Genomic DNA, 21,270 nt, shown 5'->3' with positions numbered 1-21,270 from the left:
ACCTGATGGACCGCCAGCCTTCACACGGCCATCCCCGCTCGGTCATCCTGCGCGGGCGACGACGCGTGCAGAGTGCCGGAGGGGCACGGTCCGCCGCGGAACGTCCTCATCGACGAGGGCCGGGCCCCGATGACGATCGGTGGGGGAGACAGTACGGACGGAGGGCGGCAGTTTTCCGTGCTGACAGGGCGAGTTCATCTTCCGGCCGTTCAGGTTTCCTAGCGTGCTACGGAACCACGAACGGTTGACGAACATCCGTACCTCCCTTCCTCCCTACGCCCCTTCCCCCCACGGGCAGCAGACGCTTGGAGCGCCATGACGAAAGCCCGCACCCGTTGGCCACGGCAGCGTGACGCGGAGGAACCGGCACCGCCCGACGGCGGCACGTCCTCCCTCGCCGCCGTCCGCCCGACGGAACTGGAGACCTGTCTGCGCGCCTGCGCCGCGCACAGCGGGAAGCTGGTCGCCGGGCTCGACCGGCGGCGTGCGGCGCTCGCAGAGGCCCTGCGGAATCTGCTGGCCACCCACGCGACCATGGAGCAGCCGTCCTCCGAGGCAGCCTCCCCGCTCCCGCTGCTGCGGCGCGCCGGCAAAGGCGGGCCGGCCTCCGCGCTGGTCCTCGGCGACCAGCTGCTCGACCCGCTGCTCGCGGTCGGCTCCAAGGCGCTGGACTGCGGCTACGAGGACGAGCTGAAGCTCGCCGTCCTCATCACCGACACCGTGCTGACCCAGCGCAAGAAGTCCCGGGCGGCCTGGCGGCTGCGGGCCCGTGCCCTGGAGGCGATCGGCGCGGAGAGCGCCGCCGTCGAGGCGTACGAGCGCTACCTGGCCCTCACCGACGAGGACGGCTTCGGGGTCGCGGCGAAGACGGCCGGGCTGCGGGCCGGCGCGGAGTATCAGAGCGAACTGCTGCTGAAGCTGGAGCAGAGCTGCCCCGAGGCCGAGGGTTTCGCCGGCGGGTCCGTCACCGACACCTGGGCCGAGGGCCTGGCACTGCACGGGCGCGGGGACTGGAACCGGGCACGATCCCGGCTGATCGGCGCGCTGCTTGCCCAGGACCGGGCCGGCGCGCCCGTGCCGGAGATCCAGGAAGCCCTCAGTCAGTACGTCGGACTCGTGCTGGAGGCCGGCGGCGCGCCGGGCGGTGGCGGCACTCCCCGCACCACCGCGGGCAACGCCGACCTCACCCCCCTCGCCGAACTCATGGAGCTCTACGCCGGTCAGCGCCGGGCCCGGATGCGTGGACCGGTCGGCGACCCCACCTTCGGCGACGTCGAATGGACGACGCTCGGAGAGTTCCGTAACCGCATCGCGGGGAAGTCGATCTGTCTGATCGCCAACTCGCAACGTGTCGGCACCGGTTCGATGGGCGCGGAGATCGACGCCTACGACCTGGTCGTCCGCTTCAACTCGTACCGGATCGACCCGTCGGCGACCGGCAGCCGTACCGACATCCACGCCACCATCCACAAGCACGGCTTCAACTGGGACCAGAAGGTCCATACCCGGCTGGTCTTCGGCGGGGTATCCGGCGACTGGAAGTACTCGCTGCGCAACCGGCTGGTGCCCGGTGCACAGCAGTACCTCGGCGACGAATCCCTGCGCTGGCCGCTGCGCAACATCGGCAGGGTCGGCACGGACGTCTGGCCGGCCATCCCCACCAGCGGATTCAACATGCTGTGGCTGCTGGACCATCTCGATGTCAGCTCGCAACTCGACCTGATCGGCTTCGACTTCTACGAGAGCGGCGCCTACCGGCTGCCGGCCGCGATGAAGATGCCCATCACCTCCGTCCACGAGTACACCAGCGAAAAGGCGTGGGTCATGGAACGCGCCCAGAGCGTCACCGATACGAGGATCCGACTGCGATGACGACGACGCCCCCTACCGCACCCGCGCCGCACGCCCCCGCCAACGCCCTCACCGGCAAGCGCCGCGTCGCCTTCGCGAGCTTCGTGGACGAGAACTACCTGCCCGGCTTCCTCGCCCTGCTGCGCAGCCTCGCCCTGTCCAACCCGGCGGTCTGCGAGGACTTCATCGTCCTGCACGACGGGCTGCGCCCCGCATCCGTCGCACAGATCCGGGCGCTGCACCCGCGCATCGACTTCCGGCGGGTCGATGCCGCGCACTACGACACGTACGCCAAGGGCGACCAGGACAACTACCTGGTCCGCAAGGCGTACTTCATCCTCGATGTCTTCCGGGTGCGCGACTACGACACCGTGATCACCCTGGACACCGACATGGTGGTCCTCGGCGATCTGGGCGACCTGCTGAGACTGCGCGACGGACTTGCCGCCGTTCCGCAGTTCTTCTACGGGCAGCACAAGCTCAACAGCGGGCTGCTGGTCATCCAGCGCGAGTATCTGAGCGACGCGTTCTGCGCGAAGATCGACGACGTGGGCCGCAAGGGCACCTACGAACTCGACAAGCACGACCAGGGCATCCTGAACGCCGTGCTCGACGGTGACTTCGTGCAGCTCGACGCCCGCTACAACTTCGTCAAGCGGCGGCTCTCCGGCGACCTCCCGGTGCCCGACACGACCGCCATCCTGCACTTCACCGGCCGGCACAAGCCGTGGCAGGGCGGCGAGGCCGGCTACAGCCAGGCCGAGGACCGCTGGCGTGAGTTCGAGCTGTCCGACGCGGTGTTCCACGCCGCGTACCTGGCGCTGCCCGGCGCCAAGCACCACGACCTGCTGGTGCACTACGGCACCCCGCACGTCCGCCGCACCGCCGACCCCGAGAGTGCACGCAAGGTCGCCGCCGCACACATCGGCGCCGGTGAGTACCAGGAGGCCGCCGACATACTCGGCGGCGTCCGGATCCCCGTCGACGAGGCCTGGCCGCACGAGGTGCTCGGCAACGCGCTGCTCAGCGTCTCCCGCTACGAAGAGGCCCGCGCGCAGCTTCTGCTGGCCGCCGCAGCCCCCAACCGGGCCGCCACCGCCTTCTCGCGCCTCGCTCAGATCGCCTGGATCCACGGCGACGACACCACCGCCGCGCAGTACGCCCTCCAAGGGCTCGGCGTCGACCCCACCCACCGGGCGAACCGGCTGATGTACAAGCGCACCAGGGACGCCGAGACGCCCGCGGAGGGGCCGGCCGACGAGCAACTCGCCCACGTCGCGTTCTACATGGACCGGCAGGGTAATGCCGGCGACAAACTGCTCCCGGAGAGCGTCCGGCTGGCCTTCGGCCGTGACACCGGCCCGGCCCGCTGGCACTCCGTCCACGCCCACCGGCTGTTCGACGAGGCCGCCCTGGAACGCGTCAACGCCCGCCGCGGACTGGTCATCGGCGGCGGCGGGCTCTTCATCCCGGACACCGCTCCGAACGGCAACAGCGGCTGGCAGTGGAACGTCCCCGACGAACTGCTGGAGCGGATCGACGTACCCGTCATGGTGTACGCGGTCGGCTTCAACGCCTTCGACGGCCAGGCGTACGGCCACGGCCGCGACCGGTTCCTCTCCTCGCTGCGCAGACTGGTGGAGCGCGCCTCGTTCTTCGGGCTGCGCAACCACGGCTCGATCGAGAAGGTCCGCGAGCTGCTGCCGCCGTCACTGCACGACAAGGTCCGCTTCCAGCCCTGCCCGACCACCGTCACCCGGCAGCTGGTGGACGGCTGGACCGACCCCGCACAGCGCGAGAACACCGTGCTGATCAACGCCGCGTACGACCGCTCGGGGCTCCGCTTCGGCCACGACTACGCGCACTTCCTCGCGGAGATGGCCACCGCGGTGAAGGGGCTCGGCGCCCATGCCGAGGTGAAGTGCGTGGCCCACTCGCTGGACGACGAACGGATCGCCTTCGACCTGCGGCGCGAGCACGGCATCGCGCTGCCGGTGATCCCGATGTACGACTTCGGGAACGACGAGATCCGCGACACGTACGCCAGGACCAAGCTCGTCATCGGGATGCGCGGGCACGCGGGCATGATCCCGTTCGGCTGCGGCACGCCGATCATCAGCCTGATCTCGCACCCGAAGATGGCCTACTTCCTGGCCGACATCGAGCGGCCCGAATGGGGCATCTCCGTCCACGACCGGCACCTCGGGGCGCGGCTCGTGGAACGGGCTGCCGGGTTGCTCGACGACCACGCGGCAGCGGTGGCCGATGTGCACGGCCGGCAGCAGGAACTGTGGAAGGTCACCGAGGCGAACGCGGCGGACCTGCGGTTCATCCGGGCGGGCGTGCGCGTCTGACGGTACGGCGGGAGGGGCGGGGAGGCGGGCCGGCTTCCCTGCCCCTCCCGCCGTTGACGCCCGACAGCGAAGGCCCCGTCCGGATCCAGTGACCGGACGGGGCCTTGCGCGTGTGCCCTCGACGCTCAGGTGGTGATGACCGGTACCGCGGAACCGGTGAGCTGGTGGCCGGCGTTCTCGGTATGGACCGTGAAGCACGCAGCGGTTCCCGGTGCTCGCCGGAAGGAGAACGAGGTGCCTGTGATGACCTGGGCGGAGACGGAGAACGGATCAGCCGATGCCGGGCCGCCGGCTTCCGCGACCGGCCGTCACCCCAGCGCCGCCCGCTTGAACGCCCGGGCCCGGCGCGCCACTTTGCGCAGGGCCCGGCTGCGCGGGATGAAGGAGAGCTGGGCGGGGACCGCCCCCGGCAGGGCCAGCGTGGTCAGGCGGCGACGCTTGAAGTAGCGCCAGGTGCGGTCGTCCAGATGGTGCGCGAGGTAGCGCTCGGCCGCCGGGCGCAGGTCCGGGTAGATCTGGGGCTGCATCGCGAAGCCCACCGCCGTGAGCAGCGGGGAGACCCGCTCGGCCACCTGGTCCGCGGAGGGCAGCGACCAGTCGCGTACGGCCTGCGCGTCGCCCAGATCGGGCAGCAGCGCGTCGGCCAGCGTCACCGGCACCCGATTGCTGTTCTGGTACGGGGCGAGCCGGTCCAGCAGCAGGTCCGTGCCGGTCCTGGCGACCGGCAGCCCGTAGAAGGCGGCCGCCGTCAGCAGAGCCGTGGAGAAGCAGCCGACGACCAGTGCCGGCCGCATCCGCTGGTAGAGCACCTCCGCGAGCAGGGCTGCGCCCGTCGCGCCGGCGCGGCCGGATTCCCGTTCCAGCACGGTCAGTTCGGCGCCGAGCGCGCTGGCCTCTGCCACCATCGCGTGCGCCCACTGCTCCGGCGCGGTGGGATGCGGCTTGAACACCAGACGGGTGTGCCCGAGCGCGACGGCGCCCCGGATCATCCGCAGGTGCAGTTCCTCCTCCTCGGCCGCCTCGATCAGTCCGAGCGCCGAGAGGTACTGGCCCAGCAGCAGTGCGGGCGCCTCCACGGGGGGCACCGCGACCGGCATGTCGGCCAGCTCGGCGAACACCTTCAGCAGGTGGTCCGTGCTCAGCGTCTCCGGCTCCACGCCGAACTCCGTGAGCAGCAAAGGCTTCAGCCCCGGCACCAGGTCGGGATGGAGCAGCCGGCGCACCCGGGTGCCGATCAGCGGGTCGATCTTGTTCCTGGTCGGGCCGTAGCTCATCAGGCCGTCCGCGTACACGTCGATCGGTGCGGCCGTGAAGATCTGGCAGATCGACAGTGACGGGCTGACCTGGATCGATTCGACGACCAGCTCGACACGGTCGTCGCCGAGTCCCCAGAGGAGGCGCAGATGGCGCTCCCACAGCGGCACGTCGTCCGCCCGCGGCTCCCAGGCGCCGGGGTGGAAGGGCGCGATGGCCTCGTTCCATGACAGCACGCCGTCGAAGCGCACGCGCAGCGCTTCGAAGCCGGGCATCGTGTCGACGGACGGCGAGGTCTCGGGGATCGAGGCGTTGTTGCAGAGCAGCAGGAGCGAGCGGTCGGCGGCCTCGAAACGGCCGTCGTCCATCGCGGCGGCCAGCGTGGCCACGCCGTAGAGGGTGGAGGCGACGAAGACGCGCGTGGTGCGCACGGTGGTGCTCATGCGGCGGCGACCTCCTTCGCGGTGTGCGGCCGACGGCGCAGCCGGCGCAGCAGCGTCGCACGCTGCCCGTCCATCGAGTCCAGTGCCTCGTCGAGTACCTGTTGCGGCATGCGCTTCAGGGCCGCCGAGCTGAGCGACTTCAATGTCCGGGCCACAGAGGGTTCGAACCTTTCGATCGAGCTGTTGTGATGAGAAATGACGGCGCAATACGTCCGTACGGCCTTCGGCAGCAGGACATCCGCGTCACGGTCCTCGGCCGTTTCCCTTACGACCTGGTCGAACGCCCGGATGAAATCGAGTTGGCGTACGTCCCCGATCTGGGTCAGTGAGGTGGAAACACCGCGCCGGTAGAAGAGGCCCAGCATTCCGACCACCGCGAAGGATTCCGCCTGCCGGTGCAGCCGCCAGATCCACGGGCGGTCCTCCGCCGTGCGCAGCCCGTCCGTGAAATGCAGCAGGCCGCGGTCCAGCAGCCGGCGGTGATAGATCCCGGCCCAGGCGTACGGATAGTCGACCATCGTGGAACGGGTGGCGGGCAGGATCGCCGCGCGGGGGTCCAGGGTCACGTCCCTGAGGCCGTGGGGTGCGCGCTGCACGGTGCGCGCCCTGGCGTGGGCCTGGACATGGTCCGTACGGACGAAGTCGCAGGCCAGCCTCTCGGCATGGGCCACGAGTTCGCTGTAGTAGCCGGGCGCGAGCCAGTCGTCGCCGTCCAGGAAGGTGAGGTACTCGCCGCGGGCCGCGTCCAGACCGGTGTTGCGTGCGGTGGCCAGCCCGCCGTTCTGTTCGTGTCTGAGCACCACCACCCCCGGAATGTCCTCCTGGGCGCGGTGCAGAATTTCCGCTGTCCCGTCGGTCGAGCAATCGTCGACGAGGATGAATTCGAAGTCGTCGCGGGCGTTGGCCAGCAGACTTCTGAGAGTGTCGGGCGCGTATGTCCGCACGTTGTAGAACGGCACGATGACGGAGAGCTTAACCACCCGCGTCACGCTAGTTCCGGGCCGCGCATTCGTCCTGTCGGCTGTGCAGACGGTGGGTGAACGGCGCCCGTCGGATTCATGAACCGGTAGGCCAGCAAGGGAATTGTTCTTCGTCTTTCAACGAGCCGGGCGGCCGGTTCGGCAATCGTCGGCAGGCTGTTAACCCTCTGTTGCTGTCGCGTTGGGCTGTCCACCCCCCGGCCTTCCTAACGTCTGGGACGTGCCCCCACGTACCGAAAAGACGACCACCCTCCGGGTAGCCGTACTCGCCGACTCCGACACCCGGTGGAAGTGGGGCGCGCTCACCGCGCGCCGGCTCACCACTGGCGACGCAGGCGCGTCCACGCCCCGTACGGAGATCAGCGGACTGCTGCTCCGCGGCCGGGCTACGCCGACACCCCGCCAGCTCGCCGAGGTCGGCGACGTCGGCATCGACACCGACCGGGTGCGCGAGGTGACGGCCGTCGAATTCCTGCACACCGTGCGCGACGAGGGATACGACCTCGTGGTCCTCGCCCTCGTCGGCGGCGCCGTCCAGGCGATGCTGCACGGCCTCGCCGCACTCCGGCTGCCCGCCCGGCCCGTCGTCGTCACCGGCTACGTCGGCGTCGTCTACGAGAAGCTCGCCGACGGACTGCTGCTGCGGCACGGCGCCGACGTCGTCCTCGCCAACTCCCGCCACGATGCCGGGCGTTTCCGCGACGTGTACGAGGGAGTGGGCGCCGACGCCTCGGCCGTCACGGAGGCCGCCCTGCCGTTCCTCGGCGGAGCCCCGCACGCCCCCGAACAGGGCCGCGACACGGTCGTCTTCGCCGCCCAGCCCTCCGTACCGGCCTCCCGCGCCGACCGTACGTACCTGCTGCGCCGGCTCGTCGAGCACGCCCGGCTCCACCCGGGGCGCGAAGTGCTCCTCAAGCTGCGCTCCAAGCCCGGTGAGCACACCACGCACATCGAGGAACTCCCGTACCAGCGCCTCGCCGAGAAGCTGCCCGGCGGACTCCCGCCCAACTTCCGGCTCGTGTACGGGCACATGGGCGAGGTCCTGGACCGCACCGACCTGCTGGTCACCGTCTCCTCGACCGCCGCCCTGGAGTCCCTGCACCGGCGCATCCCCACCGCGGTCCTCACCGACCTCGGGGTGCGCGAGACCCTCGGCAACCACCACTTCATCGGCTCCGGCCTGCTCACCTCCTGGGACCACCTCGACGGCGGCGCCCACCCGGTGCCCGACGCCGAGTGGCTGGCAGGCCAGGGCGTCGCAGCCGACGGCACGTACGCCACGGCCTACGACACCGCCCGCGCCCGGGTCGCCGCCCTGCTGGCGCAGGACCGGCTGCCGGACCTCGCGCCCTACTACACACCCGCCACCGCCCCCGGCTACCTCCCCGGCATCCTCGCCCGCCACCACCTGGCCCCCGACGGCCACCCGCTCCCCGGCGCCGCGGCGCCCAAGGACACCGGCCGGGTCAGGGGAGCGGTGCGCGAGGCGGTCCGCGACGCGGCCCGGGGCGCGTACCGCCACGGCGTCCAGCGGGTCGCCCCGGTCATCCGACGGATGGGCGAGCTGTGAAAACCACTACCGAGCCACTCACTGGAGCAGCGATGACGCAGCCCACCGTGCTAGCCGTGATCCCCGCCCGCGGCGGATCCAAGGGCGTACCCGCCAAGAACCTCGCCCAGGTCGGCGGCGTACCGCTGGTCGTCCGCGCGGTCCGCGCCTGCCTCGCGTCGAGCGAGGTCACCGACGTCGTCGTGACGACCGACGCCCCGGCCGTCGCCGAAGCGGCCCGTGCCGCAGGCGAAGCGCTCGGCGAGGCGCCCCGGCTGCACTGCGTCCAGCGCCCCGAGGCGATCGCCGGCGACACCGCGACCAGCGAGGCCGCCGTCCTGCACGCCCTCGACACCTACGAGGCGGAGCACGGCCGGACCGTGGACGTGGTCCTGCTCGTCCAGTGCACCAGCCCCTTCATCGCACGCGAGGACATCGACGGAGTCGCCGCCGCGGTCGCCCGCGAAGGCGCCGACACCGCCGTCACCGTCGCCCCCTTCCACGGCTTCCTGTGGCGCGACGGCAGCGCGGTCGAGGACCACAACTACGGTGTCAACCACGACAAGGCCGTCCGCCCCCGCCGCCAGGACCGCCCCGAGGACCTCCTGGAGACGGGCGCCGCCTACGCGATGGACGCGGCGGGCTTCCGCACCCACCGGCACCGCTTCTTCGGCCACACCGCCCTGGTGCGCACCGACCCCGCCCGGGTCCTGGAGATCGACGACCCGCACGACCTGGCCCGCGCCCGCGCCCTGGCCCCGCTCCTGGACCCGGCGCCGCTGCCGACCCGCGAGGACATCGACGCGGTCGTCCTCGACTTCGACGGCACCCAGACGGACGACCGCGTCCTCATCGACTCCGACGGCCGCGAGACCGTCGCCGTCCACCGGGGCGACGGACTCGGCATCGCAGCCCTGCGCAAGGCCGGACTGCCGCTGCTGATCCTCTCCACGGAACAGAACCCGGTCGTCGCCGCCCGCGCCCACAAGCTCCGCGTCCCCGTCCTGCACGGCATCGACCGCAAGGACCTCGCGCTCAAGCAGTGGTGCGACGAACAGTCCATCGCCCCCGAACGCGTCCTGTACGTCGGCAACGACGTCAACGACCTCCCCTGCTTCGCACTCGCCGGCTGGCCCGTGGCCGTCGCGAGCGCGCACGACTCGGTACGCGCCGCGGCGCGGGCCGTGACCACCACCCCCGGCGGATTCGGCGCCATCCGCGAGATCGCGGCCTGGCTGCTCGGACCCACCCTCACCACTCCCACCCCCACCAAGTAAGTAAGGAACACCCTCATGAGCACCTCCCGACTGCGCACCCTCGGCGACCGCACCGCGGGCCCCGGCCACCCCGTCTACGTCACCGGCGAGATCGGCATCAACCACAACGGCGACCTCGACAACGCCATCGCGCTGATCGACGTGGCCGCCGAAGCCGGCTGCGACGCCGTCAAGTTTCAGAAGCGCACCCCCGAGATCTGCACCCCGCGCGACCAGTGGGACATCGAGCGCGACACCCCCTGGGGCCGGATGACGTACATCGACTACCGCCACCGCGTCGAGTTCGGCGAGACCGAGTACCGCGCCATCTCCGAGCACTGCGCCGAGCGCGGCATCGACTGGTTCGCCTCCCCGTGGGACACCGAGGCCGTCGCCTTCCTGGAGAAGTTCGACGTCCCCGCCCACAAGGTGGCCTCCGCCTCCCTCACCGACGACGAGCTCCTGCGCTCCCTGCGCGCCACCGGCCGCACGGTGATCCTCTCCACCGGCATGTCGACCCCGCGCCAGATCCGCCACGCCGTCGAGGTCCTCGGCTCGGACAACATCCTTCTCTGCCACGCCACTTCGACGTACCCGGCCAAGGCCGAGGAGCTGAACCTCCGCGTCATCAACACCCTCCAGCAGGAGTACCCCAACGTCCCGATCGGCTACAGCGGCCACGAGACGGGCCTGCAGACCACCCTCGCCGCCGTCGCGCTCGGCGCCGCGTTCGTCGAGCGCCACATCACCCTGGACCGCGCGATGTGGGGCTCCGACCAGGCCGCGTCCGTCGAGCCGCAGGGCCTGACCCGCCTGGTCCGCGACATCCGCACCATCGAGGCGTCCCTCGGTGACGGAGTCAAGAAGGTGTACGAGTCGGAGCTCGGCCCGATGAAGAAGCTCCGCCGGGTCCCGGGCGTCGTGGCAGAGAGCGGCGAGACGGCCCAGGCCGCCGAGCCGGTCGCGGTCTGACGGGCAGACCGGTGAACCTCGCCTTCGTCGAGAGCCCGGTCCAGCTCCTGAACGTCCTGGAGTGGGCCTACACAGAGGGAGGCGGCGGCCGTGTCGTCCCGGACGTCACCGTCGTCGTCCTCCCTCCGGTCGACCCGATGTCGCGCGGTCAGCTGCGCCGGATGGCGGAGCTGGCCCGCGACGAGGGCATCACCGTGCGCTGGCAGGAGGCGCGCGGCGACTCGGGCACCCCCCTGAAGTCGCTGCGCGCCCTCACCAGGCTCGTACGCAACGCCGACCACATCGTCATCGGGGACCCGTTCTCCCGTTACGTACAGCTCCTGCTCTCCCTGGTCCGGCCCCGCCGGCTCACCGTGGTCGACGACGGCACCGCCACCATGGAGTTCGTCGCCCTGCTGACCCGGGGCGAGCGCCTGGTGCGCTGGCACCGCCGCGGCGGCTCCGGCCCCCGCGACCTGGCCCTGGCCCCGGTCTCCGCCACCGCCCGCCGCCGCTTCACCCCGTCCGCGGCGCGCGAGGTCGAACTCTTCACCGCGATGCCGGTGATCCCGCCGCCGGGCATCACCCTCATCCCCAACACCTTCTCCTGGACCCGCTCCCGCTTCGGCCCGCCGCTGCTCACCAAGGGCGCGGACATGGTCGGCACCTCCCTGGTGGAGACGGGCGTGGTCGACCGCGGCCAGTACCTGGAGGCGGTGGCCGCCCTGGCCCGTACGCACGGCGCCACCCGCTACTTCGCCCACCGCCGCGAGGCCACCGAGAAGCTCCACGCACTGGAGGCCGCCACCGGCCTGGAGATCGTCCGCCCCGACCTCCCCCTGGAACTCATCGCCCGCCGCGGACCCATCGGCCGCAAGGTCCTGAGCTTCCCCTCCACGGTCGTCCACACCCTGCCCCTGGCCCTCGTCGGCACCGAGGTCAAGGTCGCGGTCTGCGACATCGCCCCGGAATGGCTCCGCGAAACGGCTTCCCCGAGAGCCCAGGGCTTCCTGGCGGGGGTCACGGAGACGGCCCGCGACGTCCAGCGGCTGGCGCCGTGGCGGGCTACGGCGGTGACGTCGGAGGCGTGAGCCGGCGGGGCAGGCCCGGCAGGGCATGACCTGCACGTCGTAGGAGGGATTCCACTTGTCCCGGTCAGGACGGTCATCCCCTCGGTCCGGGCCTGAGCGCCGAGTCAGGGTAGGGGGTGGGCCAGGGACATCCCCGATAGCTGGCGAGGGTGCCGCGAGGCGATCATCTAGGCATGCAGAAATGGGAATTGACTGACCGTCAAAATAGTGTTGCGACCGCCGCGACCACCACACCGACGCTTCTCGCGGGTCCGGCCCTGATGGCCGGATACGGCGTGGTGCGGCTGATCGGGCGGTCGGTCGGTGACTACGGGCCAGGGGTGTGGTGGTCGCTGGCTCACCTGCTCTTCCTGGCCGGAGTGCTCGCGTTCGTTCCGGTGTTCCTGCGCCTGCGGACGGAGGCCGGGGTGCGCGGCGGCAGACGGGCCGGCATCCGGGTGGCCGCCGGAGCCGGGCTGCTGGGGGCGGCCGCGGTGGCGGTCCAGGCGGCGATCGACCTGGTGGTCGGGTTCCTCGCGGCGGACAAGGAGGCGATGAGCGAGATGTTCGACAGGGTTCAGGGCGTGCCCGGTGCGATGCCGCTGGTGTACACGGTGGTGCCGACGCTGTTCTGGCTCGGGCTGCTGGCGCTCGTCACGCAGCTCGCGTTCTTCCGCCGGGGCGAGGTCCCGGGCCGGTCCCCGCTGCTGGTGCTTGCCGGGATCGTCATGATGGCCGTGAGTCTGGATCTGCTGGCCGCCGGAGCCCTGTGCGTCGGGCTGGCGCTGTATCCGGTGCGCCGGGGGCTGCGGGGCTGACGGAGCATCCGCAGGGCAAGGCGCATCGCACGTGTCGCCGGGCGGTGCCCGCGAAGCCTCGTCCGGGCCGGACAGCCCTCAGCGCCCGTCCATCACACGGCGCGCCACCTCGTCCCGTGTCTCCTTGAGTTCCGCCCGCAGCGCGGTACTCCGTGCGGTGTCCATGGTGACCGCCGCCGGCAGAGCGGCCGCGGTCAGCAGTCGGGCCCGGCGCAGGTGGGTCGGGGGGTGGGTGGAGTCGACACTGTGACCGCGCAGCGCGCTGCAGCGGCGCTGCCGTTCGTGCTCGCTCTCCGGAATCGAGTCCATGTGGGCGGCCAGACGTTCCCACAGGCCGCTCCAGGCTTCACTGCCCGTGGGAGCCCCGGCCCGGCGGGTCTGACGAGAGTTGGACTCGCGCAGCAGTGTGGCGGCGGCGGAGTCGGCGACCAGCAGCCGGTCCATCATGCCCACGGCGGCTTCCGTGGACCCGCACCGGGCGGCGAAGGTGTCGGCCAGGTACTCGCCGCGCTGGGTGGCGCGCAGGGACAGGTGGTCGAGGGTCATCAGGACGCCCGTGACCGCGGAACGGGGAAGCAGATAGAGGGCGTTGAGTGCGGCCTCCACGAGCGTGGGGTGCTCGACCGGGCTCAGCAGGTACCGCCAGGTGTCCAGGGAGCGGAGCGCGTTCCCGATGATCAGGCCGTGGCGGGTGTCGCCGTTGGCGTAGTGGCCGAGCTCATGTCCCAGCAGCGCGATCCGCTGCTCAGCGGTGAGGGTCTCCCAGAGGCCGAGACCGATGGACAGCAGCCGTCGACGGCGGAGGCCGTACGTGGACACGCTCGCGTTGTACTCAGCGGTGATCGAAACCGCGTGCACCCCGGTCGTCCCCATCGTCCCGGCGATCTCGTCGACCAGGGCGAACAGCTCGGGCGCGTCTGCCCGGCGCAGGACCGGTTCGTCCTCGGGCAGGCGTGCGAACCGGGGGCGCAACGACCAGGCGACGAGGAGGGACAGGGCGCCGAGGAGCGGGAGCGCGCTGCCCCAGCCGAGAACGACCAGCAGCAGTCCGCCGACGAGCAGGGCGGCGGTGGTGCCGTGGACTGCCAGTGCCAGCGCCAGGGCGAGGACACCTACCGCATCGCGCCGGGGGCGCAGGGTTCCGTCCGTCGTCACCTCGGCCAGCAGCGTCTCGCCGTGCTGCCGGGCCAGCCTGTGCCGCAGGACTTCCAGCCGGCCTGTCGGTGGCTCGGGCTGCCCCGGGTTCACATTCCAGTCGCAGGCGGCGCACCACGCCACGAACCTGTGGTCGGTCCGGATCTCCACCCCGCATTGCGGGCATGCTTGAACGTGCTGTTCCACCGTGTCGAGCACTGCTGAGGTCCCCTCGTCCCACGGCTCCGACCGGAGACCGCCCAGGTGTGCGGCGTACGTGCGTTCGTGTTCGCCGGTCACGTGCAGATTAGGCCGGGGGTTCGGCTCCGTACAGGAGGTTCCGGGGGTGGAAATCGGCAGAGTTTACCCGCCTCTATCTCATGTCACACATGTCGACGCCGTCTTTTGTTCCTCTATGTGGCTGAACTTTTGTTGATCTGTGGCCAGTTGGCGGGGTGAGGGGCCTACCCTTCAACGGGTGAACGAGTTGATGTCCCGCGAGTCCGATGCCGACCTGCCCGGCACGCTGTCCGAATCCCTGCGCGCCGAGCTCATCGCCTTCCGCCGTGATCTGCACATGCACCCCGAGCTCGGCAACCAGGAGTTCCGCACCACCGCGGCCATCAAGGCCCGGCTGGAGCAGGCGGGCCTCGAGCCGCGGGTGCTCGCCTCCGGGACGGGGCTCATGTGTGACGTCGGGACGCGGGGCGAGGGGACGCGCCCCATGCTGGCGCTGCGGGCCGACATCGACGCGCTGCCGATCCCGGACACCAAGGCGGGCGTCCCGTACCGCTCCACCGTGCCCGACCGGGCGCACGCCTGCGGGCACGACGTGCACACCACCACCGTCCTCGGCGCCGGCCTGGTGCTCGCCGGGCTCGACCGGCAGGGGCTGCTGCCCAACCCGGTGCGGCTGATCTTCCAGCCGGCCGAGGAGGTGCTGCCGGGCGGGGCGCCCGACGCGATCGAGTCCGGGGTGCTGGAGGGCGTCGGGCGGATCATCGGGGTGCACTGCGACCCCAAGGTCGACGTGGGCCGGATCGGGCTGCGGGTCGGCGCCATCACCTCCGCCTGCGACCGCCTGGAGCTGTCCCTGGACGGCCCCGGCGGCCACACCGCCCGCCCGCACCTGACCACGGACCTGGTCACCGCCGCCGCCAAGGTCGCCACCGAGGTGCCCGCGCTGCTGGCCCGCCGGGTCGACGCGCGGGCCGGGCTCGCGGTGACCTGGGGACGCCTGGAGACCGGACACGCGTGCAACGTGATTCCGCAACACGCCGAACTGTCGGGCACGGTTCGCTGCCTGGATCTGGAGGCGTGGCGCGACGCACCGGATCTGGTCCACGCCGCGATCGACGAGGTGGCGGGAATGTACGGCGCGAAGACGGTGATCAACTACATCCGGGGTGTCCCGCCCGTGGTGAACGACGCGGCGGCGATCGACCTGCTCGCGGGCGCGATGTCCGCCCGCCGCGGTTCGTATGCCGTCGAGGACACCGAACAGAGCCTGGGAGGCGAGGATTTCTCCTGGTATCTGGAGCATGTGCCGGGCGCGATGGCACGCCTCGGGGTGCGGACGCCGGGTGACGCACGCGGGCTGGACCTGCACCGTGGCAACTTCGACGCGGACGAGGAGGCGATCACCGTCGGGGTGGAGCTTTTCACCGCCTCCGCTCTGTTTGACGGCAACCATCCGTAACCGGACAGGTCACCCCTCGTTCGCGACGATCCGATAACGGCTGCCGTACAGGTCATTATCTGACATCTACGCGCGTTACGATCGCCGCGAAACCAGCGCCGGAAGAGGCGCTTCGGTCAGGTTTGAAGGAGCCTTCCCTTGCGCCGGGTATCCAAGATCACCGCCGCGTGTGCTGTCACCGCAGCGCTCGCGCTCACCGCCACCGCGTGCGGCAGTTCGTCCGACGAGGACACCAGCTCCGACTCGGGTCAGATGAAGATCGGCATGGCCTACGACGTCGGCGGCCGTGGCGACAACTCGTTCAACGACTCCGCCGCCCGCGGCCTGGACAAGGCCAAGGCCGAGTTCGACGCCCAGACGAAGGAGCTCACCGCCAAGAACGGTGAGACCCCCGCCGACCGCGAGCAGCGTCTGCAGTCGCTGGCCGAGGGTGGCTACAACCCGGTCATCGCCGTCGGCTTCGCGTACAAGGACGCGGTCGACAAGATCGCTCCCAATTACCCGAAGGTCAGCTTCGGCCTGGTCGACTCGGTCTCCGACGCGAAGAACGTCGCCTCGATCGTCTTCACCGAGGAGCAGGGCTCGTACCTCGCCGGTGTCGCGGCCGCGCTGAAGTCGAAGGACGGCAAGGTGGGCTTCATCGGTGGTGTGGACCTTCCGCTGATCAAGAAGTTCGCCGCCGGTTTCCAGCAGGGCGTCAAGGACACGAAGCCCTCGGCCACGGTGCAGATCCAGTACCTGTCCACCGGTTCGGACCTGTCCGGCTTCGGCAGCCCCGACAAGGGCAAGGCCGCCGCCAAGGGCATGCTCGACAAGGGCGTCGATGTCATCTTCGCCGCCGCGGGCGGTTCGGGTGCCGGTTCGATCGAGGCCGTCGCCGGCCAGAAGGGTGCCTGGTCCATCGGAGTCGACTCCGACCAGGCCCTGGACCCGGCGCTGTCCAAGTACAAGGACACGATCCTGACCTCGGTCGTCAAGAACGTCGACACCGGCGTCTTCGACCTGGTCAAGTCCGTCAAGGACGGCAAGCCGCTGACCGGCACGCAGACGTACTCCCTGGCCAAGGGCGGCGTCAGCCTGACCACCACGGGTGACCACCTCAAGGACATCCAGACCCAGCTCGACGAGGCGAAGAAGAAGATCGTCGACGGCCAGATCACGGTCAAGACCACGACCTGATCCGTCCCGTCGATCGGGGCCCGGACGAGCGGCTTCGGCCGCCCGACCGGGCCCCGATTCACGTACCCCCGTCACGGGGGTCACCGGCCCCGGTCCGCCATCTGTGATCAGGTGGCCAACGATTCGGCAGCGCTACGCGCGTAGCTCCGGCTCGGGCGCGGTACCTTTTTCCGCCCCCCGCTCACGCCTTCCCGTCTCCGTCCCACCGCCTCCGCCCTCCGCTCCTGCCAAGGAGAGTGCGCCATCAACGCGTCCAGCAGTCCTCATGCCGTGGAGCTTCGCGGCATCACCAAGCGGTTCCCCGGGGTCGTGGCCAACCACGACATCGACATCACCGTGCGCCGCGGCACCGTCCACGCTCTCGTCGGTGAGAACGGCGCCGGCAAGTCCACTCTGATGAAGATCCTTTACGGCATGCAGAAGCCGGACGAGGGCACCATCGCGGTGGACGGCGAACAGGCCACGTTCTCCAACCCGGGCGACGCCATCGACCGCGGTATCGGCATGGTGCATCAGCACTTCATGCTCGCCGACTACCTCACCGTCCTGGAGAACGTCGTACTCGGCTCCGAGAAGCTGTACGGCATCGGCGACCGGGCCCGCGCGAAGATCCGGGAGATCTCCGACGCCTACGGTCTCGGGGTCCGCCCGGACGCCATGGTCGAGGACCTCGGTGTCGCCGACCGCCAGCGTGTGGAGATCCTCAAGGTCCTCTACCGCGGCGCCCGCACCCTGATCCTCGACGAACCCACGGCCGTCCTCGTGCCGCAGGAGGTCGACGCGCTCTTCGACAACCTGCGCGAGCTCAAGGCCGAGGGCCTGACCGTCATCTTCATCTCGCACAAGCTGGGCGAGGTGCTGTCGGTGGCCGACGAGATCACCGTCATCCGGCGCGGTACGACCGTGGGCACCGCCGATCCGGAGCACACCTCGACCAAGCAGCTCGCCGAGCTGATGGTCGGCAGCGAACTGCCCTCGCCGGAGACCCGCGAGTCGACCGTCACCGACACGCCGATGCTCACCGTCGACGGACTGCGGCTGACCGCGACCGACCCGGACGGGGTGGTGCGCGCCGTGCTCGACGGCATCACCTTCACCATCCACAAGGGCGAGGTCCTCGGTATCGCCGGCGTCGAGGGCAACGGTCAGTCCGAACTCGTCGACGCCGTCATGGGCATGCGCACCCTCGACGCGGGCTCCCTCGCCCTGGACGGTGCGGACATCTCCCGTACGCCGACGCGCAAGCGCCGCGAGAACGGCATGGCCGTCATCCCCGAGGACCGCCACCGGCACGGACTGCTGCTGGAGGCCCCCCTCTGGGAGAACCGCATCCTCGGGCACGTCACCGAGCGCCCCAACAGCAAGGGCGCCTTCCTCGACCTCAAGGCGGCCCGCGCCGACACCGAGCGGATCGTGCGCGAGTACGACGTGCGCACCCCCGGCATCGAGGTCACCGCGGCCTCCCTCTCCGGCGGCAACCAGCAGAAGCTGATCGTCGGCCGCGAGATGAGCCACTCGCCCAAGCTCCTGATCGCCGCGCACCCCACCCGGGGCGTGGACGTCGGCGCGCAGGCCCAGATCTGGGACCAGATCCGCGAGGCGCGCCGCGAGGGGCTGGCGGTACTGCTGATCTCCGCCGACCTGGACGAGCTGATCGGGCTCTCCGACACCCTGCGCGTCATGTACCGCGGCCGGCTGGTCGCCGACGCCGACCCGGCTTCCGTCACCCCCGAGGAGCTCGGCTCGGCGATGACGGGCGCGGCCAGCGGGCACCTCGAAGCGCCGGAGGGCGACGGCGGATCCGCCGCCCCCGCCACGGACGACACCGACCCCCGGAACGGGGGAGAGGACCGATGAAGAAGATCGACAAGGAGCGGCTGCTCCTGGGGATCGCGGCCCCTGTACTCGCGATCGTGGTCGCCTTCCTGGTGACGGCACTCGTGCTCGCCGCCACCGGCAAGGAGCCCTTCAGCGCCTTCGGCATCATGTTCGACTACGGCCTGAAGTCGGACAGCCAGGTCTACATCCTGAACAAGGCGACGACGTACTACCTCGCGGGTCTCGCGGTGGCCGTCGGCTTCCGGATGAACCTCTTCAACATCGGCGTCGACGGCCAGTACCGCCTCGCCGCCTTCTTCGCGGCGGCGCTCGGCGGCGCGCTGACCCTTCCCGGCGCCCTCCAGATCCCGCTGATCATCCTCACCGCGATGATCGTCGGCGCGATGTGGGCCGGCATCGCCGGTGTCCTCAAGGTCACCCGGGGCGTCAGCGAGGTCGTCTCGACGATCATGCTGAACGCCATCGCGACCGCGATCATCGGCTACCTCCTCCAGCAGAACCGCCTCGGTCACCTCGACGAGGCAGGCACCAAGATCTCCACCAAGCCGCTGCCGGAGTCCTCGCACTTCTTCGAGTTCCCGACCACCCCGACGCCCATCTGGGGCTTCATCGTGGTCGCGATCGTCGCGGGCATCGCCTACTGGTTCACGCTCTCGCGCACCCGGTTCGGCTTCGACCTGCGCACCGTCGGCCAGTCCGGCTCCGCGGCCGAGGCCAGCGGCGTGAACGTCAAGAAGATGGTCGTCACCTCGATGCTCATCTCGGGTGCCGTGGCCGGCCTGATCGGCATGCCGACCCTGCTCAACGACAGCTACGAGTACAGCGGCGACTTCCCGGTCGGCATCGGCTTCACCGGCATCGCCATCGCCCTCCTCGGCCGCAACCACCCCATCGGCATCGCCCTCGGCGCACTGCTCTGGGGCTTCCTGGAACGCGGTACCGGCAAGCTGGAGTTCGAGGGGTACGACAAGGAGATCGTCGGCGTGATCCAGGGCGTCATCGTCCTGTGCGTCGTCATCGCCTACGAAGTCGTCCGCCGCTACGGACTCAAGCGCCAGCAGAGCAAGGTCGGCGCGGAACTCGCCGCACAGGCCGCCCGTAACTCCGACCAGCAGGAGGTGTCGGCGTGACCGTCACGGCGACTTCCACCCCGCCCCCCGCGGCCCCCAAGGTCTCCGGCGGCAAGGGCGGCCGCACCCGTCTCTCCTTCCCCGTCGTCCTGCTGATCATCGCGGGCGTCCTGCTCGCGCTGTCCGCGGTGCGCGCCATCACCGGCGCACAGGACGTCACCTCGGCCGGACAGATCAGCGCGGCCCTCGCGATGGCCGTGCCGATCGGCCTCGCCGGTCTCGGCGGCCTCTGGTCCGAACGCGCAGGCGTGGTCAACATCGGCCTCGAAGGCATGATGATCCTGGGCACCTTCTTCGGCGCCTGGGCCGGCTGGCAGACCAACCCCTGGCTCGGCGTCCTCGCCGGTGTCATCGGCGGCATGCTCGGCGGACTGCTGCACGCGGTCGCCACCGTCACCTTCGGCGTCGACCACATCATCTCCGGCATCGCCATCAACATCCTGGCGCTCGGCTTCACCACCTACTTCGCCAAGCTCTGGTTCAACTCCGGCGACGCGGCGGCCAAGGGCGGCTCACCGAAGCAGTCCCCGCCGGCCGACGAGATCACCTCGGTGACGATCCCGGGCCTCTCCGACTGGCTGCACAGCGTCGAGAAGCACCACTGGTTCTTCGTCTCCGACCTGGCCGGCGTCATCGGCGGTCTGGTCACCAACGTGTCCCTGCTGACGATCGTGGCCGCAGTCCTGTTCGTCGTGACCTTCTTCATCCTGTGGAAGACCGCCTTCGGCCTGCGGCTGCGCTCCTGCGGCGAGAACCCGGTGGCAGCCGAATCGCTCGGTGTGAACGTCTACACGTACAAGTACATCGCGGTGATCATCTCCGGCGGCATGGCCGGACTCGGCGGCGCCTTCCTCTCCCTGGTCACCTCGCACATCTACAACGAGGGACAGACCGGCGGCCGCGGATACATCGGTCTCGCCGCGATGATCTTCGGTAACTGGCGGCCCGGCGGACTCGCCATGGGCGCCGGCCTGTTCGGCTTCGCCGACGCGCTCCAGCTGCGCAACGGCGGCGAGTCCGTCCACGCGCTGCTCCTGCTGCTCGTGGTCGTCCTGGCCGGCATCGCCGCCTGGAAGCTCTACCGCAAGAGCTTCGTGCAGGGCGTCGTCAGCGCGGTCATCGCCGCCGCCGTACTGGTCTGGTACCTCGGTACGGACACCGTGCCCACCGAGTTCGTCAGCGCCACCCCGTACGTCGTCACGCTGCTCGTCCTCTCGCTCTCCGCGCAGCGGCTGCGGATGCCGAAGGCGGACGGCATGCGCTACCGCAAGGGCCAGGGCAAGTGACGCCCACCGCCGGCGCGGACGACGCCGCCGTGAAGGGGGCCGACTGGGACGCCCTGCGGGCCGCGGCCCGGGACGCCATGTCCCGGGCGTACGCGCCCTACTCCGGCTACCCGGTCGGCGTCGCCGCGCGCGTCGACGACGGCCGCACGATCGTCGGCTGCAACGTCGAGAACGCCTCGTACGGCATCGGGCTGTGCGCCGAGTGCGGACTGGTCTCCCAGCTCCACGCCACCGGCGGCGGCCGGCTGACCCACTTCACCTGTGTGGACGGTGCGGGCGAGGTCCTGGTGCCGTGCGGTCGGTGCCGGCAGCTGCTGTACGAGTTCGGCGGACCGGAACTCGTCCTGGAGACGCCGGACGGCTTCCGCACACTCGACGAGATGCTCCCGCAGGCGTTCGGGCCGTCGCACCTCGGCTAGCAACCCGCCGGGTGGGCCCGCACATGGGCCCGCCCGGCGTCTCTTTTCCCCTCTATGC

Annotated in this window: 16 protein-coding genes; 13 read left to right on the top strand and 3 right to left on the bottom strand. The window is 70.6% G+C overall.

All coding sequences use genetic code 11. The annotated features are described in order from the left end of the window. Positions 1–315 precede the first annotated feature (315 nt). Positions 316–1,872: a hypothetical protein gene (locus tag ACIOEW_RS10980; protein WP_401963294.1), complete on the top strand. Its 1,557-nt coding sequence runs from the start codon at positions 316–318 to the stop codon at positions 1,870–1,872. After that, positions 1,869–4,205: a glycosyltransferase gene (locus ACIOEW_RS10975; protein ID WP_401963293.1), complete on the top strand. Its 2,337-nt coding sequence runs from the start codon at positions 1,869–1,871 to the stop codon at positions 4,203–4,205. Before ACIOEW_RS10980 ends, ACIOEW_RS10975 begins: the two co-directional genes overlap by 4 nt. Positions 4,206–4,513: 308 nt before the next feature. On the opposite strand, the gene ACIOEW_RS10970 is transcribed toward ACIOEW_RS10975, so the two are convergent. Continuing rightward, positions 4,514–5,902: a polysialyltransferase family glycosyltransferase gene (locus ACIOEW_RS10970; RefSeq protein ID WP_401963291.1), complete on the bottom strand. Its 1,389-nt coding sequence runs from the start codon at positions 5,900–5,902 to the stop codon at positions 4,514–4,516. Then, on the bottom strand, positions 5,899–6,882 hold the full coding sequence (locus tag ACIOEW_RS10965) for a glycosyltransferase family 2 protein (protein WP_401963290.1): 984 nt from the start codon (positions 6,880–6,882) through the stop codon (positions 5,899–5,901). The genes ACIOEW_RS10970 and ACIOEW_RS10965 overlap by 4 nt, the downstream gene beginning before the upstream one ends. Positions 6,883–7,102: 220 nt before the next feature. Here ACIOEW_RS10965 and ACIOEW_RS10960 point away from each other — a divergent pair, with 220 nt between their 5' ends. The 5 genes from ACIOEW_RS10960 to ACIOEW_RS10940 all read left to right on the top strand — a co-directional run bounded on the left by ACIOEW_RS10960 (position 7,103) and on the right by ACIOEW_RS10940 (position 12,526). Next, positions 7,103–8,452, top strand: a complete 1,350-nt coding sequence (locus ACIOEW_RS10960; protein WP_401963289.1) for a DUF6716 putative glycosyltransferase — start codon at positions 7,103–7,105, stop codon at positions 8,450–8,452. Positions 8,453–8,484: 32 nt separating this feature from the next. Beyond that, the gene (locus tag ACIOEW_RS10955; RefSeq protein ID WP_401963287.1) at positions 8,485–9,708 is read left to right on the top strand and encodes a cytidylyltransferase domain-containing protein; all 1,224 of its coding nucleotides are present in this window, start codon (positions 8,485–8,487) and stop codon (positions 9,706–9,708) included. A 15-nt stretch (positions 9,709–9,723) separates the two neighbouring features. Next, positions 9,724–10,659 (top strand): N-acetylneuraminate synthase family protein, encoded by a 936-nt coding sequence (locus ACIOEW_RS10950; protein WP_351001411.1) that lies wholly within the window; start codon positions 9,724–9,726, stop codon positions 10,657–10,659. A gap of 11 nt (positions 10,660–10,670) precedes the next feature. Next, complete coding sequence (locus ACIOEW_RS10945; protein WP_362546323.1) at positions 10,671–11,729, top strand: hypothetical protein; 1,059 nt, start codon at positions 10,671–10,673, stop codon at positions 11,727–11,729. 173 nt (positions 11,730–11,902) lie between these two features. Further along, complete coding sequence (locus ACIOEW_RS10940; protein ID WP_401963285.1) at positions 11,903–12,526, top strand: hypothetical protein; 624 nt, start codon at positions 11,903–11,905, stop codon at positions 12,524–12,526. Positions 12,527–12,604: 78 nt separating this feature from the next. On the opposite strand, the gene ACIOEW_RS10935 is transcribed toward ACIOEW_RS10940, so the two are convergent. After that, on the bottom strand, positions 12,605–13,960 hold the full coding sequence (locus ACIOEW_RS10935; protein ID WP_401963284.1) for a M48 family metallopeptidase: 1,356 nt from the start codon (positions 13,958–13,960) through the stop codon (positions 12,605–12,607). Positions 13,961–14,150: 190 nt separating this feature from the next. On the opposite strand from ACIOEW_RS10935, the gene ACIOEW_RS10930 reads away from it, so the two are divergent. The 6 genes from ACIOEW_RS10930 (at position 14,151) to ACIOEW_RS10905 (ending at position 21,212) form a co-directional block, all read left to right on the top strand. Beyond that, positions 14,151–15,359 carry an amidohydrolase gene (locus tag ACIOEW_RS10930; RefSeq protein ID WP_401963846.1) on the top strand — a complete coding sequence of 403 codons (1,209 nt, stop codon included), beginning with the start codon at positions 14,151–14,153 and terminating at the stop codon, positions 15,357–15,359. Positions 15,360–15,497: 138 nt separating this feature from the next. Next, the gene (locus ACIOEW_RS10925) at positions 15,498–16,538 is read left to right on the top strand and encodes a BMP family ABC transporter substrate-binding protein (protein WP_362546332.1); all 1,041 of its coding nucleotides are present in this window, start codon (positions 15,498–15,500) and stop codon (positions 16,536–16,538) included. Between the two features lie 270 nt (positions 16,539–16,808). Then, positions 16,809–18,395 carry an ABC transporter ATP-binding protein gene (locus ACIOEW_RS10920; RefSeq protein ID WP_362546335.1) on the top strand — a complete coding sequence of 529 codons (1,587 nt, stop codon included), beginning with the start codon at positions 16,809–16,811 and terminating at the stop codon, positions 18,393–18,395. Further along, on the top strand, positions 18,392–19,507 hold the full coding sequence (locus ACIOEW_RS10915; RefSeq protein ID WP_401963283.1) for an ABC transporter permease: 1,116 nt from the start codon (positions 18,392–18,394) through the stop codon (positions 19,505–19,507). The genes ACIOEW_RS10920 and ACIOEW_RS10915 overlap by 4 nt, the downstream gene beginning before the upstream one ends. Further along, positions 19,504–20,793: an ABC transporter permease gene (locus tag ACIOEW_RS10910; RefSeq protein WP_362546341.1), complete on the top strand. Its 1,290-nt coding sequence runs from the start codon at positions 19,504–19,506 to the stop codon at positions 20,791–20,793. The genes ACIOEW_RS10915 and ACIOEW_RS10910 overlap by 4 nt, the downstream gene beginning before the upstream one ends. Further along, positions 20,790–21,212, top strand: coding sequence for a cytidine deaminase (locus ACIOEW_RS10905; protein ID WP_401963282.1), 423 nt, complete (start codon positions 20,790–20,792; stop codon positions 21,210–21,212). The genes ACIOEW_RS10910 and ACIOEW_RS10905 overlap by 4 nt, the downstream gene beginning before the upstream one ends. The last annotated feature ends 58 nt before the right edge of the window (positions 21,213–21,270 follow it).

It is taken from the genome of Streptomyces sp. NPDC087901 (assembly GCF_044742205.1).
GTDB lineage: Bacteria > Actinomycetota > Actinomycetes > Streptomycetales > Streptomycetaceae > Streptomyces.
This window is presented reverse-complemented; position numbering and strand designations above follow the sequence as displayed.